The organism is Aeromonas sp. PI_26, from assembly GCF_027854445.1.
Taxonomy (GTDB): Bacteria; Pseudomonadota; Gammaproteobacteria; order Enterobacterales; family Aeromonadaceae; genus Aeromonas; species Aeromonas veronii.
In genome coordinates this window covers 33072-49246 of sequence record NZ_JAJNOE010000005.1, presented here as the reverse complement: position 1 = coordinate 49246, position 16175 = coordinate 33072, and the positions used below count along the sequence as shown (strand labels likewise).

The following is a 16175-nucleotide window of genomic DNA, read 5'->3' as shown; positions in this document are numbered from 1 at the left end:
CCCTCACTTCATGGCATCAAAGATGGGTTTGAGGGTCGACGCCCAGTTCTCGGGGTTGATATCCCCCACGTGGCGATACCGGATGATCCCCTTGCTGTCGATAAAGAAGGTCTCCGGCGCGCCATATACCCCGAGATCCAGCCCCAGCATGCCGTCCGGATCATAGAGGTTGACCTGATAGGGGTTGCCCAGCTCAGCCAGCCACTTGATCGCCTTGTCGCGCTCATCCTTGTAGTTCATGCCGATAATGGGAATGCCCTGCCCCGCCAGTTGCTTGAGGTAGGTGTGCTCGCCATAGCAGGTCGGGCACCAGGTGGCCCAGACGTTGAGCAACATGGGGCGACCGGTCAGGATACTGCGATCGTGCTGTTTGTTCAGATCGTAAATGTCCTGCAGGGTGAACACCGGCACCTCTTTACCCACCATCACGGACTCAAGCTTGGTGGGATCGGAGTAGAGCCCTTTGAACAGGAACACCGCCCCCAGCAAAAAGACGATAAAGGGGATTAAAAACAACCAGGTCTTTTTGTTCATGCCTTGGCCTCCTCCTCACGACGGCCGAAACGGTAACGCTTGTCGAGCATCGCCAGCACGCCACCAATAGCCATAAAGACGCCGCCGAACCAGATCCAGCGCACGAACGGCTTGTAGTAGATCCGCACCGCCCAGGCGCCGTTGTCGAGCTGTTCCCCCAGCGCCGCATAGAGATCGCGGGTGATACCGGCATCGATGGCCGCTTCGGTCATCGGCATCCGGCTCACCTTGTACATCCGCTTCTCGGGCTTGAGCAGGGCGACCTGCTTGCCATTCTTGTGCACTTCCAGCACGCCCTTGAAGCCATCGTAGTTGGGGCCGTTCTTCTCCTTGATCCCGGCAAAGACGAACTCGTAATCGGCAAAGTGCACCCGATCACCCGCCTGCATCCGCAGATCCTTCTCGATGCTGTAGTTCTGGGTGCAGGCGATACCTATGATGCTGACTGCCAGCCCCACATGGCCGAGGATCATGGCCCAGTGGCTATTGCCAAGCTTGCGCACACCGACTGCAAAGCTGTGCTTGTGGGTCGCTCGCGCCCAGGTCTCCTGCACGCTGGTGACGATGATCCAGGCCCCCAGACCAATCCCTACCGCCGCCCACGGCTTGAAGGTTTCGGCAAAGAGCAGCGGCAACAGCAAGGCTGCGGCCAGACTCAGCACCAGTGCCACGAGCACCTTGCTTTTGAGTTCTCCCAGCTCCTGACGACGCCAGCGAAACAGCGGGCCAACCCCCAGCAGCAGGGCAAACGGGATGATCAGCCAGCTGTAGATGTGGTTGAAGAAGGGAGTACCGATAGAGATGCTCCCCAGCCCCAGTTCCTTGTGCACCAGCGGCAGCAAGGTACCGAGCAGCACGGTCAGCAGACCCGCCACCAGCATGATGTTGTTGCAAAGCAGCAGGGTCTCGCGGCTCCACAGCTCGTGTTTGCCGTGGCTCTTCACCTGCGAGCCTTTAAAGGCAAACAGCAGCAAGGATGAACCGATCACTGCCAGCAGGAAGCCGAGAATAAACAGACCGCGGGTCGGGTCGGAGGCAAACGCATGGACCGACACCAGCACGCCGGAGCGCACCAGGAAGGTACCCAGCAGGCTCAACGAGAAGGCAGAGAGGGCCAGCAGCACGGTCCACGCCTTGAAGGTGGCGCGCTTCTCGCTCACCGCCAGCGAGTGCAGCAGAGCGGTACCCGCGAGCCAGGGCATAAACGAGGCGTTTTCTACCGGATCCCAGAACCACCAACCGCCCCAACCGAGCTCGTAGTAGGCCCACCAGGAGCCGAGCACTATGCCCAGGGTCAGGAATACCCAGGCCGCCATAGTCCAGGGGCGCGACCAGCGGGCCCAGGTCGCATCGAGACGGCCGGTCATCAGCGAAGCAATGGCAAAGGCAAACGCCACCGAGAAGCCCACATAACCCATGTAGAGCATCGGCGGATGGAAGATAAGACCCGGATCCTGCAGCAGCGGATTGAGGTCACGACCATCGACCGGGAAATAGGGCAAGGTGCGGGTGAAGGGATCGGAGGTGAACAGCACGAAGGCAGTGAAGCCGACCGAGATCAACCCCAGCACACCGAGTACCCTCGCGACAGCATCGAGCGGCAGACGGCGGCTGAACATGGCTACCGCCGCAGTCCAGCCACCCAGGGTCAGTACCCACAGCAGCAGGGAGCCTTCGTGGGCGCCCCATACGGCGGAAATGCGATAGGCGAGCGGCAGCAGGCTGTTGGAGTTAGTGGCCACATACTGCACGGTGAAATCGTTGTCGATAAAGGCCCAGGTCAGGCAGAGAAACGACAGCAGCAGCAGCAAGAACTGGGCATAAGCGAGCGGACGGGCCGCCGACATCATGCCAAGACGCCCCCAACTGGCGCCCAGTAGTGGGTAGCTCCCCAGCAGCAGGGCTGTGGCAAAGGCCAGGATCAGCGCAAACTGACCTAATTCCGGGATCATGAAGGCATTCCTTTCAATTGAACGGTGACAACAGCCGCACCACGCACGGCAGGCAAAGCGGAAAAGGCAAACACCACAGGGATCACTGCTTGGCTCCCTTCAACTGCGCCTCGGTATACTCCGGCTTGAAGTGCATGCCGTTGGTGGCATCGGCCACTTCCGGCGGCATGTAGTTCTCATCGTGCTTGGCCAGCACCTCGAATGCCTCTACGGTCGTGGCATCCTTGAGGGTGCCCTGGGCAACAATCCCCTGCCCTTCACGGAACAGATCCGGCAGGATGCCGTCAAACTCGACCTTCACCAGATGACCGCCGTTATCCACCAGCTTGAAGGCAACCTTGAGGCTCTGGGGATCCCGCTGTACCGATCCCGGCACGACCAATCCACCGATGCGCAGGCGCTGCCCCTCTTCCGGCTTGATCTTGTCCGGCCCCTTCCCCTCCACCAGCTCGCTCGGGGTGTAGAAGAGGTCGATATTCTGACTGAGGGCGTAGAGCACCAGCCCGCTGACGGTCGCCAGACCCAGGGTGATGGCAAGAATGATGGTGAGGCGTTTTTTGCGTCTCGGGTTCATAGGGTGTTCTCCATCTGCTGGGCCGCCTTGCGACGGGCCTCACGCGCCTGCTTGCTGCGCAACTCGGCGAGCAGGCTGCGGGTTTTCATGCGGGTAGAAATGATGATGCCGACCAGACACACCAGCGTCAGGCCAAAAGAGAGCCAGACATAGAAGGCGTAACCGCCCATCGCCATAAAATCACTGAAAGAGGCAAAGTGCATGCTTACTTCTCCTGCTCTGCAATCTCTTTGACCCATGGGCGATGCCACTCCCGCATCAGGAGTTCATTGCGAAAACGCATCAGGGTCAGGGCCCCGAGAAATGCAGCAAATGCCAGGATCATGATCAGCAGCGGCCAAAGCATCTCGGGTGAAATGGAAGGTTTGTCAAATTTGGTGATGGTGGCCCCCTGATGCAGGGTGTTCCACCACTCCACCGAGTAGTGAATGATGGGCAGGTTGATCACCCCAACCAGTGCCAGAATGCCGGCCGCACGGCCAGCGACCACCTTGTCGCTGAAGGCGTTGTAGAGGGCAATCACGCCGAGGTAGAGAAACAGCAGGATCAGCTCAGAGGTGAGCCGCGCATCCCACACCCACCAGGTTCCCCACATGGGTTTGCCCCAGGCGGCACCGGTAAAGAGGGCAATAAAGGTAAATACGGCGCCGACCGGCGCAATGGCTGCAACCGTCATATCCGCCATCCGCAGTTGCCACACCAGGCCGATAAAGGCGGCCACCGCCATGGTGGAGTAGGCCCCCATAGAGAGAATGGCGGAAGGCACGTGGATATAGATGATCCGGAACGAATCTCCCTGCTGGTAATCCGCTGGCGCAAACGCGAGGCCCCAGACAGTACCGATCACAAACGAGAGCAGACTAATCACCGCAAACCAGGGCAACAGCGTGCCTGCCAGCTGATAGGCCCGCTCCGGTTTGGCATAAGGGTGCAACCATTTCCACATAGCTCACAAAACCTTTTTGTTATTAATCGTTTGGCGAGGCCTACCATACCGACCACGGGGCTGCATCAAATACCCCGAAAGCAATAAGCGGCACTCTCCTTGATCCATCGCAACATTATTTTTTGCAAAAAGACTCCGTTCGGAGCCAAATCCGGTTCAGCTCACGGCCATCAGTTGAGGCTGACCCGCAACGCCGCCGACACAGCCAGCGGTGTCAGTGTCAAAGCCCCCACCAGCATGGCGGCCAGAATGGCAAGCTGCCCGCCATAGGGCAAGCTCATCCCCGCGGCATCGATGGCTGAGGTGGCAAAAATCAGTACCGGAATATAGAGCGGCAGGATCAGCAGACTGAGCAGCACCCCGCCTTTGCGCAATCCCACCGTCAACGCAACCCCGACAGCGCCGAGCAGACTCAATACCGGAGTGCCAAGTGCCAGCGTCGCGACGACAGCCAGATAGGTGTTCATATCCAGCGACAGCAAAATCGCCAGCAAGGGAGAGATCAGCAGCAGCGGCAAGCCGGTCAGCAGCCAGTGAGCGATCACTTTCGCCAGCGCCAGCAAGCCCAGCGGGTGCGGCATCAGCATCATCTGCTCCAGCGCACCATCGGCAAAGTCGTCGCGAAACAGCCGTTCCAGCGACAACATGGCCGCCAATAGCGCCGCCACCCAGATGATCCCCGGGGCAATACGGGACAGCAGTTTGGGCTCCGGGCCAATCCCTAACGGAAACAAGGTGATGACGATGAGGAAAAACCAGAGCGGGTTGAGAATATCGGAACGCTGGCGCAGAGCCATCAGCAGTTCACGGTGAATAAGGTGCATAACAGCGCGCAACATGGCGTTACTCCTGCAATGTCGATGCGAAGGGGGTCAACGAGATAGTCTTCAGCCGTCCCTGCATCAGAGTCAGATCCTGATGGGTGGTGAGGATCACCATGCCGCCCCGCTCGGCGTGGGCCAAAAAGAGCTGCTCGAGCACCTTGACCCCTTGCTTGTCGATGGCGGTAAAGGGCTCATCGAGGATCCAGAGCGCCGGTTTCTGTGACAGCCAGAGTCTGGCCAGAGCCACCCGGCGTTGCTGACCGGCAGAGAGTTGCCCGGTCGGGTTCTCTTCAAATCCGGCCAGCCCTACCCTGGCCAATATCTGCCACAAGTCAGTCTCTGTTTGCTGCGGGTGATGCAACTGCTGGTAGAACTTAAGGTTTTCAAAAGGGGTCAGCGCCGCTTTGACACCCGGCTGATGGCCGAGATAGAGCAGATTGGCATGATACTCATCACGACAGTGACGAATATTCTCCCCATTCCAGCACACCTCACCGGCAAACGGCTGCGACAGCCCGGTCAACAACCGCAACAAGCTGGTCTTGCCGACCCCGTTGGGCCCTTCAATTTGCACCAGATCGCCGGGCGCAACAGAGAAAGTGAGGTGTTCAAACAGAGTGCGATCTTCGCGCACGCAGCTCAGATTGTTAACTTGAAGCAGCATGGGGATTTTTTCAGAGAAAATGAAGCGGTCTGCATCTTAACACAGTATTGGAATACGTCTTTTCAAAGATGCAACAATTGAACTGACTGGCGACCGGGATCACAAAGAAAATGCGGTAGAAACCATCTGCTCAACGCAGTCGGGGGACAAGCGGCTGCACGCCATAAAATTCAGGAAGGCAATTGCCTTCCTGAATCATCAAGAGCGACCTTTTCGCAACGATATCAAGAGCTCTGCTTCTGCCTTTGGCAACTCACACTCACTCATGACTTCATCAAGATCGGCGCCCAGTTCGACCATCTTAGCCGCTCGACTGTAGAGCCTGCGTTCGGGATCTTGCATGGTCAGTTCTTGCTGGCGTTCATTGACCTGCTGCATCGCGCCTTCTACCGACTGTAACCGCTGTCCCATGCCAATGGAGCCGCTATGAAGCTCCATCATCTGTTTGCGCAAGCTTTCCAACTGACCTTGCAGCGTTGCCACACTGGCCTCGGACTCCTGCTTGCTACGCTTGCTCTTGAACCAGTTATAAGAGGCAAACACCAAGGCAATCAGGGACACCCCCAAGGCAACCATCTCGATTATCAAAACATCACCTTATTTGTCAGAGGGAACCGATATCTTCCCACTCTTCATCGGAGAGCAGCTTGTTCAAGTCAACCAGGATCAGCAGTTGACCGTCACGGTTGCTGACTCCCTGAATGAACTTGGCACTCTCTTCGGTTCCCACGGCCGGAGCCGCATCGATTTCGGAAGATTTCAAATAAACCACTTCCGCCACACTATCGACCATAATGCCAATCACCTGCTTCTCGGCCTCGATGATAACAATACGGGAATTTTCGCTCACATCACCGGAAGGCAGACCGAAACGGGAACGGGTATCGATGACAGTCACCACATTGCCACGCAGGTTGATGATCCCCAGTACGTACTCAGGCGCCCCCGGCACCGGTGCAATTTCGGTGTAGCGCAACACCTCCTGAACCTGCATCACATTGATGCCGTAGGTTTCGTTTTCCAGTTGGAAGGTTACCCATTGCAGCACTTCATCTTCGGCCAGATTCTGTGCAATATTGCGCTTTTCTGTCATGTTTTTATTCCTTTTATGAAAACGTCTACTGCTAAAACTAGCAATAAAACAGCTCGATTGCAGAAGTTATCAGCGACCTTCTATGTTAACCCCACGCTCCAGCAACAGGAGCAGTTCGCGAACGTGTAACAGGGCACACATTTTTTCTTTGACCATGCCAGCCAACCAGGGGCGCTTGCCCTCCTGATGGCGCCATTTCACCTGGTCACGGTGTAACAATTCAGTCCCTTTGAGATGGTGGCAGGCTAATCCCCACGGCGATTCACCAAGCATAATCAGATACTTGTAATCATCCATCTCGAGATGCTGACCCGGCATGACCCACTGGGCAGTATCGACCACATTCATCTTCTGCTCGCGGGAGGTCATGATCCCCTTGTACCAGCTAGGCTGGCCAAACAGGGAGGTGATCTCGCCCAACTGATGAATACCACCCAGCTCGGTCAACGGCACAGCAAACGTCACGCCCGCGACTTCAAAGAAAAGGGCCTGAAACTCTTTACCGGTATCGATATTTTCCCAGGTAACAGGTTCACTGGCCTCTACCGGAGCAACCTCCAGCGCTGTTTCGGTCAGGATAGTAATATGGGGCTCTGCAACCTCGGGGAGCAGCGCCTCCGCAGGCCATTCAGGCTCGACAGGCAATAGTGACTCCTCGGCCACAATCTCCAACGGAGCGGTGAGTGTTACCTCTTGGGTGAAAGCATCATTCTCAAACTGGACTTGTCCCACCTGAGCCAGCAGTTCGCTAAGTTGAGCAAGACGTGGATCGCTTTCGAGGTAAGGTGCAGCGACCACATCAGGGGCGATCTGGGGCTGACGCTGCAACTGCAGCACCGGGGCAGATTCAACGTCTTCCACCTCATCCATGACCATCGGCTCATCGAGCAGCAGGGAGTGGAAATAGTCATCCATCGCCCGAACTTGAATGGTATCTCTCATGCCGTCACCTCATGAACCCGTTGCCGCTCAAGGGCATCAAGATGGTTGAGCAGCGTTTCATATGCATAGGTTCCACGACTCCCGGGAGAATAGATAGACGGGGGGATATGCAGCAAGCTGGCATCCCGAAACTTGGTATCAATAGGGATCACCGCATTCCACACTGAATCTCCATATTGATCCTTGATCGACTTCAAGGTCATCAGAGAGGCACGGGTGCGCTTGTCGAACATGGTCGGGATCACGGTGTAACGGAACTTGTCACGCTTGGAACGCTGCATGATCTCGAATGTTTTCATCATCCGCTCCAACCCCTTGAGGGCCAGAAATTCAGTCTGGACAGGCACCAGAATGCGATCGCATGCAGCCAGCGCGTTGACCATCATCACCCCCAGTACTGGCGGACAATCGATCAGCACGTAATCATATTGCTCCTGAATGCGCAGCAGTGCCCGCTTCAGTACCAGTCCCATCCCCTCACGATTGCCCATCACTCGATCAAGGGTCGCCAAGGTAATAGATGCTGGCAGTAAGTTGATATTTTCGAACTTGGTCTTGAGCGTCAGTTTATTGACAAGCTCGGCTGTCGGTTTGACAGCTTGAAACAACTCATAGAGGGTTCCATCCAGGCGATCTGAATCAAAATCAAGATATGCAGTCAGCGAAGCATGGGGATCGGTATCAATCAACAGCACCCTCTGGCCACGCTGGGCCAGGATCCCCGCAAGCGAGACCACTGTGGTGGTTTTACCCACACCACCTTTCTGGTTGGCAACCGTCCAAACAATCACTGTATCAATCCTGCCTTGTTGTTATGCGTATGCCACCACCGGGCAAGGTGATCACCTTTATCTCTCCTGCATCCACCGCCTGCTGTACAGCAGGAACCGGTTCGGCAACTACCGTAGGCGTTGCAACCACAGGTGCCGGCGGCACCCAGGCAAATTTGGAGATAGCGACCACAACCTTGCGATTCTGCAGTCTGCCCTGCTCACTGCTGTTGTCAGCAAAGGGGGAAAACTCGCCATATGCCTCGAACGCCAGACGCTGAGGGGCGATCCCATCTGCAATCAAACCATTGAGTACCGCTTCGGCCCGAGCAGCAGAAAGCGCCCAGTTAGAACGATAAATTTCATTATTTATCTGTTGGTTATCGGTATAACCCCGAACCCTTACATAGTTATCGACCGGTTTGAGAATACTTGAAAGAGTATTAATGACCGGTGCAGCGTTTGGTCCCAAAAAGGCACTGCCGCTGCCAAACAACAAGCCGGAACTGAGTTCAACCGTCAGCCAGTTCTCATCTTGCGTCAGTTTGACGATACCGGCATCCACCAGCGAGCCCATGCTCTGTTGCAACTGCATATCGAGTTTTGCAAGTGTCGCGCCATCTTGCAGCACTGGCACACCAGAAATAGGAGCAAGTGAAGGAGAGGAGGATGCAGGGCTTTCCAGCAACGATGGAGAGGCAGATACCGCGTTATCCAGCAGGGAATTACCCTGCCCTTCAAGCAAGCCATTGCCGCCAGACTGCATGACACTGAACGCCTGGCTCATACCATCAATCACCGCGCGATACTTGTCCTTGTTCACCAGTGCAACAGAGTAGAGCACCACGAACAAGGCAAAGATCAGCGTCATATAATCGGCATAGGAGACCAGCCAGCGGTCAAGATGCTCGCGACCCTGCAAGTGCAACCGATAGCGCTTGCGCATGGCTACTCTCCTTTCAAATAGGCCCTGAGCCGGCGTTCAACCTGCAAGCCATTTTCACCATGGGCGATAGCCAGCAGCCCTTCAAGAGTCATCTCCTGAAAGAGTGCATAGTGATAGTGAAATGCGCGTAGCCGGTTGGCGATAGGCAGGTAGATGAGGTTGGCAAACCCCACTCCATAGATGGTTGCCACAAATGCCACTGCGATCCCCGCCCCAAGTGCTGACGGGTCTTCGAGATGAAACATGGCCTGGATCAGGCCCAGCACGGCCCCGATGATCCCGATGGTCGGACTGTACCCCCCCATGGCTTCAAATACCCTGGCGGCATGTTCATTGCGCTCCTGCTCGATATCGATGTCCGCTTCCAGCAGCATACGGATATCCTCTGTGGAGACCCCATCGACAATCATACCAAGCCCTTGGCGGGTAAAGTTATCCTTCTCCTGCTCGGCCTGATTTTCAAGGGCAAGCAGCCCTTGCTGGCGCGCAAAGACGGCCCATGACTGCAACCGTTCGGCCTGCGCCGCGAGATCTTGGTGGGGAGGGGTAAAAATCCATAACAGCTGGCGCAACGCCAGCAGGATGTACTTGGCTGGAGTCTGCAACGTGACGGCACCAACGGTACCACCCAGCACGATCAAAAAAGCGGGGCCGTCCACCAGCGTCAACAGGGAGCCGCCATGCCACAGTTGCGCAATGGCAATAGCCCCCAATGCCAGGAGCAGACCGAGCAAGCCCATAATTAGCGCCCCAACTCAACCAGAATACGCTGGGCCACCTTGTCCAGAGGGAGTGATTCGCTGGCAATCCCCGCTTTGGCTACTGCTTGGGGCATACCATATACCACGCAGGAAGCCTCATCCTGAGCCCAGATGGTTGATCCCTGCTCTTTCAGCAGTCTGGCGCCATCACGGCCATCAGCCCCCATACCGGTCAGCACAATCGCCAATACCTTGTCGGCATAGGTTTTGGCCGCAGAGGCAAAGGTGATGTCCACACAAGGCTTGTAATTGACCTTGTCGTTGCCATCCACGATGCGAATGCGAGCCCCTGCACCACGACCTTCCAGCAGCATCTGTTTGCCACCGGGAGCAAGGTAGGCATGCCCGGGTTTAAGCACATCGCCATCTTCCGCTTCCTTGACGCCAATCTGACATAACCCGTTGAGACGGGCAGCAAACGCGGCAGTAAAAGTGGCTGGCATATGCTGGATAAGCAGGATGGGATGGGGAAAATCCCCCGGCAACTTGGTCAGCACATTTTGCAAAGCAACAGGCCCGCCGGTAGAAGTACCGATCGCCACCAACTGATAACTCTTGCCACTACGCTTGAATGAAGCACTTGGCACAGTGCGTTGCAGGTCAGGCTGACGATCAGGAGTTCTGGACGCTGTGCTGCCCAGAGGAGCACGAGCAACCGGTTCAGGTGCTTTGGGGCGAGCAGCGGATGTCATCAGGAAGCGCTTGCGGGAGATCTCCTTCACCCGCTGTTGCAACAGTCTGACCGCTTCATCTTTGTCTCTGGCAATGTCCTCAAACTTCTTGGGCAAGAAGTCCAGGGCACCGGCGTCCAGCGCATCAAGCGTAGCCTTGGCCCCTTCATGGGTCAGGGAGGAGAACATCAGAATGGGGGTTGGGCACTTGGCCATGATCTCCCGCACCGCACTGATGCCATCCATCACGGGCATTTCTATGTCCATGGTGACCACATCAGGCCGCAGCGACATCGCCTTGTCCACCGCCTCACGTCCATTCTGGGCCGTATCAATCACCGTCAGCATGGGATCCTGATTGATGATCTCGCTCACCCGACGGCGAAAGAAGCTCGAATCGTCGACAACTAATACCTTGACTGCCATTGTTGTTTTTCTAACTCCTTGGGCCTGAGCTATTAATGTCTACGCGCATATGCTTTGAGCAGACTCGGCACATCCAAAATAAGAGCGATTCCGCCATCACTGGTAATCGTCGCACCGGCCATGCCAGGGGTGCCTTGCAGCAGGTTATCAAGTGGCTTGATCACCACCTCTTCCTGACCAATCAAGCTGTCTACCACAAACCCGATTTGCTGAGTGCCAATCTGCACGATCACCACATGTCCGGTATCCTGACGTGAACGCTTGTTGGCGCCACGAATCAACCACTTGTGCAGATAGAAGAGCGGTATCGCCTTCTCGCGCACAATGATGGTGAGCTGGCCATCAACCATGTTGGCCTTTTTCAGATCCAGATGGAAGATCTCGTTCACACAACCAAGGGGAAGTGCGAAGGTCTGCTCACCCACTTCCACCATCAGAGTTGGCAGAATGGCCAGCGTCAACGGAACCTTGATTTCGAGACGGGTACCTTTCCCCCAGGTGGAATCGATGTGCACCGATCCATTGAGGCTGACAATGCTGGTTTTAACCACATCCATTCCGACACCACGGCCAGAGATATCAGAGATCTCGGCCTTGGTTGAAAAGCCCGGAGCAAAGATCAGGTTATAGGCATCGTTGTCGCTCATGCGAGCGGCAGTATCTGCATCCAGAACACCGCGACTGATTGCGATGGACTTGAGTTTCTCAGGATCCATCCCTGCCCCATCATCCTCGATGCAAAGCAGAATATGGTCACCTTGCTGGGAGGCGCTAAGGGTAATTGTCCCTTGCCGCGGCTTACCCGCTTTCTCCCGCACATCCGGCATTTCGACCCCGTGATCGCAGGAGTTGCGAACGAGGTGAACCAGAGGATCGGCGAGCGCCTCTACCAGGTTTTTATCAAGATCGGTCTCTTCCCCCACCATCACCAGCTCAATCTCTTTCTTGAGGGTTCTGGCCAGATCACGCACCACGCGCGGGAAACGACCAAATACCTTCTTGATTGGCTGCATGCGGGTTTTCATCACCGCACCTTGCAGGTCAGCCGTTACCACATCCAGATTGGCAACCGCCTTTGACATCTCTTCATCATTACTGGCAATACCCAAGCTCACCAGCCGGTTACGAACCAGTACCAACTCACCTACCATGTTCATGATGACATCGAGGGTCTTAGTATCCACCCGCACCGTCGTATCGCTTTGCACGGCACTATTTTCTGCTGGCGCAGGCGCAGCCTTGGCGGCAGGCGCTGGTGCCTTGGCTGCTTCAGCGGGTTTTGCGGGGGCTGCCGGTACTGGTTTGGCAACAGGAGTGGCCGGTTTGGGCGGAGTCACCGCAGCAGGTGCGGCAGGTGCGGCAGGTGCGGCAGGTGCGGCAGGTGCCATAGTACTCTGTGGCCCTTGACCACGACCATGCAATTCATCAAGCAGGCGTTCAAACTCATCATCATCGATAAGCTCGTCCACCTCTTTTTGCACGGACTTCAGAGGATTCACCTCTGGTGCCCCCATGTGCTGTCCCTGGCCATGGAGCTGGTCCAGCAAGGCCTCAAACTCATCATCGGTGATATCGCCAGAGCCACCCGCTATCGGGGCTGCTGCAGCCGTCTTGGTCGGAGCCCCACCCACGCCGTGGAGCTCGTCCAGCAGACGCTCGAATTCGTCTGCAGAAATTTCATCGATCGAGCCGCCGCCATTGACAGGAGCAGGCTCGCTGCTGATGGCTGCGGGTTCAACAACTTCTGGAGCAACTTCTTCAACAACTGCCGGTGCTGCAGGTTCAGATTCTACAGCCGCAGCCGCACTGGTAGCAGTGCGCAGTTGCTCTTCCCCTTCCGGCTTGCACAACTCGTGGAGGTCATGAAGCAAATCATCTGACGCAGGGCTGGGTGCTTCGCGATTTTGAACCTGGGCGAACATGACATTGATGGCATCCAGCGCTTGCAGGATCACATCCATCAGCTCCGCAGTAACGGTTCGCTTGCCATTACGCAAGATATCGAACACGTTTTCCGCACCGTGGCATACATCAACCAGTTCACCGAGCGACAGAAAACCTGCCCCCCCTTTCACGGTATGGAAACCGCGAAAGATGGCATTCAACAGGTTCTTGTCATCGGGCCGCTTTTCCAAGTCGACCAGTTGTTCAGACAACTGTTCCAATATTTCGGATGCTTCGACCAGAAAGTCTTGCAGTATGTCTTCATCAACTTCGAAGGCCATGCGTCACTCCATTAGAATCCCAAGCTAGACAGCAGATCGTCCACATCATCCTGACCATTGACCACATCGGCACGAGCCTCGGGGTTCATGATAGGGCCCTCTGCTTCAATCCCGTTGACAGGAATACTACGAGTTGAATGCTCAGCAGAAGCCTCACCAAACATGGTCAGCATTTCTATTAATTTTGTTTCAACTTCCTGAACAAGCTTGATGACCTTGCGGATCATCTGACCTGTCAAATCCTGAAAATCTTGTGCCATCAGGATTTCTGTCAGCAGTTGCCGTAATTTATCGGCATCAGACTCTGAAGCCTTAATAAAATCATCAAGTTGGTGACATAAGGATTTGAACTGCCCCACGCTCATGTCACGAGACATGAGGGCATTCCAGTTCGGCATCACCAGCTGGATATTGTCATTCAGGCGATCCGCTATCGGCAAACTGGCTTCCACCGCATCCATTGTGCGATTGGCCGCTTTGTCGGTCATATCGATAACGTAGCTCAAGCGCTCCCGAGCATCGGGAATATCATGAGTAGCCAAATCGGGAATACGGGGATCAAGGCGAAATTCTTGAAGTGAATCATGCAGTTGTCGGGTCAGCTGACCTACTTTTTCAAACAGATCGGCTGCGTTGGGGGCACATACTTCGGCAAGCAGTTCATCGGCCAGCTCAAATTCGCCTTGCTCCAGATGAGCAACAAGCATCCTTGCCTGGTCGAGCGAAATCATTGCTCTCGTTTTGGCCATCATCCCTGCAGCTCCTTAGCCAATTCGTTCGAAAATTTTGTCGAGTTTTTCTTTGAGCGTTGCTGCGGTGAAGGGCTTGACGATGTAACCGTTGACGCCAGCTTGGGCGGCTTCAATGATCTGCTCACGTTTGGCTTCAGCAGTTACCATCAGTACCGGCAGATGCTTGAGCTTCTCATCGACACGGATGGCTTTAAGCAGGTCAATACCTTGCATGCCAGGCATGTTCCAGTCGGTAACTACAAACTGAAAATCACCATTTTTCAGCATCGGCAGCGCTGTATTGCCGTCATCCGCCTCATGGGTATTGTTGAATCCCAAGTCGCGCAGCAAGTTCTTGATAATCCGGCGCATCGTTGAAAAATCGTCAACAATGAGGATTTTCATGTTCTTGTCCAAAATTCCCTCCTAAATAGCCACCAGAGTGGCTCACTTACATGATGCTAAAAACGGGTTGTGTCGTGCGGATTATGCCTTAGAGTTTCATCTCAGTGTAGCCAGTACAAACACTTATAGATGCCAATCTCTCAAACGAGCACGCAATCTGTGCATTGCCTGACTGTGGATCTGGCTCACACGCGACTCGCTGACATTCAAAACCTCGCCAATTTCACGCAAATTCAGCTCTTCATCGTAGTAAAGAGAGAGAACCAAAGCTTCTCTCTCTGGTAGACGACCAATTTGCTCGGATAATTGAATCTGAAATCGCTCGGCAGCCAATTCATCGAATCCCGAGCCTGAAGGGGCGTCATCGGGGTTGCCGATCACATCCTCGCTGACTCCCAAATCTTCGATGCCGATAATTTTGCCGCAGGAGACATCTTGCAGCATCGCATGGTAATCAGCGATGGAGACCCCCATCTCGGCAGCAACCTCGGTATCTCGCGCGTCACGCCCGTGAGTCTGCTCGACATTCTCGATCGCTTCTGCAATAGCGCGACTGTTGCGATGCACTGAACGGGGCACCCAGTCACCACGCCGGATCTCATCCAGCATGGCGCCGCGGATGCGGATCCCGGCATACGTCTCGAAGCTGGCCCCCTTGCTACCGTCAAAGTTGCGGGAGGCTTCAAGCAGCCCAATCATACCTGCCTGGATCAGGTCATCCAGCAAGACACTGCTGGGCAGGCGAGCCAACAAATGCTGGGCAATTCGCTTGACCAGGGGAGCATGACGCTCCACCAGCACATAGGAATCCTGATGACGCAAGTACGCTTGGGCTTTATTCACGGGAACCTTCCTGTGTTGTGGCCGGTTTCTGCAACAAATTTTCCAGGAAAAACTCCAGATGGCCGCCCGGCTGGTTGGGCACCGGCCAGCTCGCCGCCTTGTTGGCAAGGGCCCGAAACGCTAGTGCGGCCGGCGACTTGGGAAACGCCTCGACAATCAGCTTCTGCTTGCGCACGGCGGCACGCAGATTGGTGTCATAGGGTACACAGGCGACCAGTTCCAGCGAGGTGTCGAGGAAACGATCCGTGACCCGAGTCAGTTTGGCAAAGAGCTCCTGCCCTTCGCGCAGACTGCGCACCATATTGGCCACTACCTTGAAACGAAACACGCCGTGATCCTTGGAGAGGATCTTGATGAGGGCGTAGGCATCGGTGATGGAGGTCGGCTCATCGCAGACCACCACCATGATGTCCTGAGCGGCTCGGGTGAAGCTCAGCACCATGTCGGAGATACCCGCAGCCGTATCCACCAGCAGGATGTCGACCTGGGTCTTCATCTCGCTGAAGGCACGGATAAGCTCGGCATGCTGCACCGGAGAAAGCTCGACCATGGACTGGGTGCCCGAGGTCGCAGGCACGATCATCATGCCGTAAGGGCCTTCGACAATGATGTCGTCGATGGTGCACTCACCCGCCAGGACATGAGAGAGGTTGCGATGAACCCGCAGCCCCAGCATGACGTCGACGTTGGCCAGACCCAGGTCGGCATCCAGCACCATCACCCGCTTGCCTTGGGCGGCCATGGCTCCGGCCACGTTCAGGGTCACGTTGGTCTTGCCCACGCCACCTTTACCACCGGAAACGGCGATTACTTTTACTCGATTGTTTTGACGCATTTTGCGCAGACCACTCGCCTGATCCATATACAT

Annotated in this window: 19 protein-coding genes; all 19 read right to left on the bottom strand. The window is 55.7% G+C overall.

Annotation, left to right across the window (positions count from 1 at the left end; translation table 11 throughout):
* Positions 1-3: 3 nt before the first annotated feature.
* Entirely contained in the window at positions 4-534 is a 531-nt protein-coding gene (locus LRL22_RS07505) for a DsbE family thiol:disulfide interchange protein (RefSeq protein WP_005353655.1), read from the bottom strand.
* Positions 531-2486, bottom strand: a complete 1956-nt coding sequence (locus tag LRL22_RS07500; protein WP_201907267.1) for a heme lyase CcmF/NrfE family subunit — start codon at positions 2484-2486, stop codon at positions 531-533. The genes LRL22_RS07505 and LRL22_RS07500 overlap by 4 nt, the downstream gene beginning before the upstream one ends.
* Before the next feature lie 82 nt (positions 2487-2568).
* Positions 2569-3060 (bottom strand): cytochrome c maturation protein CcmE, encoded by a 492-nt coding sequence (gene ccmE / locus LRL22_RS07495; protein WP_005334685.1) that lies wholly within the window; start codon positions 3058-3060, stop codon positions 2569-2571.
* The gene (ccmD, locus tag LRL22_RS07490; RefSeq protein WP_005353657.1) at positions 3057-3263 is read right to left on the bottom strand and encodes a heme exporter protein CcmD; all 207 of its coding nucleotides are present in this window, start codon (positions 3261-3263) and stop codon (positions 3057-3059) included. The genes ccmE and ccmD overlap by 4 nt, the downstream gene beginning before the upstream one ends.
* Positions 3264-3265: 2 nt before the next feature.
* Complete coding sequence (locus LRL22_RS07485) at positions 3266-4006, bottom strand: heme ABC transporter permease (RefSeq protein ID WP_005334687.1); 741 nt, start codon at positions 4004-4006, stop codon at positions 3266-3268.
* Between the two features lie 170 nt (positions 4007-4176).
* A complete protein-coding gene (gene ccmB, locus LRL22_RS07480) occupies positions 4177-4845 on the bottom strand; it encodes a heme exporter protein CcmB (RefSeq protein WP_270905078.1) in 669 nt (222 codons plus the stop codon).
* Positions 4846-4849: 4 nt separating this feature from the next.
* Complete coding sequence (gene ccmA / locus LRL22_RS07475) at positions 4850-5494, bottom strand: cytochrome c biogenesis heme-transporting ATPase CcmA (RefSeq protein WP_111900486.1); 645 nt, start codon at positions 5492-5494, stop codon at positions 4850-4852.
* A 198-nt stretch (positions 5495-5692) separates the two neighbouring features.
* On the bottom strand, positions 5693-6070 hold the full coding sequence (locus LRL22_RS07470; RefSeq protein ID WP_216980226.1) for a DUF2802 domain-containing protein: 378 nt from the start codon (positions 6068-6070) through the stop codon (positions 5693-5695).
* Between the two features lie 28 nt (positions 6071-6098).
* A complete protein-coding gene (locus LRL22_RS07465; protein WP_005343991.1) occupies positions 6099-6587 on the bottom strand; it encodes a chemotaxis protein CheW in 489 nt (162 codons plus the stop codon).
* A gap of 69 nt (positions 6588-6656) precedes the next feature.
* A complete protein-coding gene (locus LRL22_RS07460; RefSeq protein ID WP_270905077.1) occupies positions 6657-7529 on the bottom strand; it encodes a chemotaxis protein CheW in 873 nt (290 codons plus the stop codon).
* A complete protein-coding gene (locus LRL22_RS07455) occupies positions 7526-8320 on the bottom strand; it encodes a ParA family protein (protein ID WP_005353663.1) in 795 nt (264 codons plus the stop codon). Before LRL22_RS07455 ends, LRL22_RS07460 begins: the two co-directional genes overlap by 4 nt.
* 4 nt (positions 8321-8324) lie before the next feature.
* The gene (locus tag LRL22_RS07450; RefSeq protein WP_075114868.1) at positions 8325-9245 is read right to left on the bottom strand and encodes a flagellar motor protein MotB; all 921 of its coding nucleotides are present in this window, start codon (positions 9243-9245) and stop codon (positions 8325-8327) included.
* A 2-nt stretch (positions 9246-9247) separates the two neighbouring features.
* On the bottom strand, positions 9248-9985 hold the full coding sequence (locus tag LRL22_RS07445) for a flagellar motor protein (protein ID WP_180342941.1): 738 nt from the start codon (positions 9983-9985) through the stop codon (positions 9248-9250).
* Between the two features lie 2 nt (positions 9986-9987).
* Positions 9988-11103: a protein-glutamate methylesterase/protein-glutamine glutaminase gene (locus LRL22_RS07440; protein ID WP_270905076.1), complete on the bottom strand. Its 1116-nt coding sequence runs from the start codon at positions 11101-11103 to the stop codon at positions 9988-9990.
* Positions 11104-11135: 32 nt separating this feature from the next.
* Positions 11136-13328 carry a chemotaxis protein CheA gene (locus tag LRL22_RS07435; protein WP_270660272.1) on the bottom strand — a complete coding sequence of 731 codons (2193 nt, stop codon included), beginning with the start codon at positions 13326-13328 and terminating at the stop codon, positions 11136-11138.
* A gap of 11 nt (positions 13329-13339) precedes the next feature.
* Complete coding sequence (locus LRL22_RS07430) at positions 13340-14080, bottom strand: protein phosphatase CheZ (protein ID WP_005353668.1); 741 nt, start codon at positions 14078-14080, stop codon at positions 13340-13342.
* Between the two features lie 12 nt (positions 14081-14092).
* The gene (gene cheY, locus LRL22_RS07425; protein ID WP_005334709.1) at positions 14093-14464 is read right to left on the bottom strand and encodes a chemotaxis response regulator CheY; all 372 of its coding nucleotides are present in this window, start codon (positions 14462-14464) and stop codon (positions 14093-14095) included.
* Between the two features lie 123 nt (positions 14465-14587).
* A complete protein-coding gene (locus LRL22_RS07420; RefSeq protein ID WP_019444723.1) occupies positions 14588-15307 on the bottom strand; it encodes an RNA polymerase sigma factor FliA in 720 nt (239 codons plus the stop codon).
* The gene (locus LRL22_RS07415) at positions 15300-16175 is read right to left on the bottom strand and encodes a MinD/ParA family protein (protein WP_013723550.1); all 876 of its coding nucleotides are present in this window, start codon (positions 16173-16175) and stop codon (positions 15300-15302) included. The genes LRL22_RS07420 and LRL22_RS07415 overlap by 8 nt, the downstream gene beginning before the upstream one ends.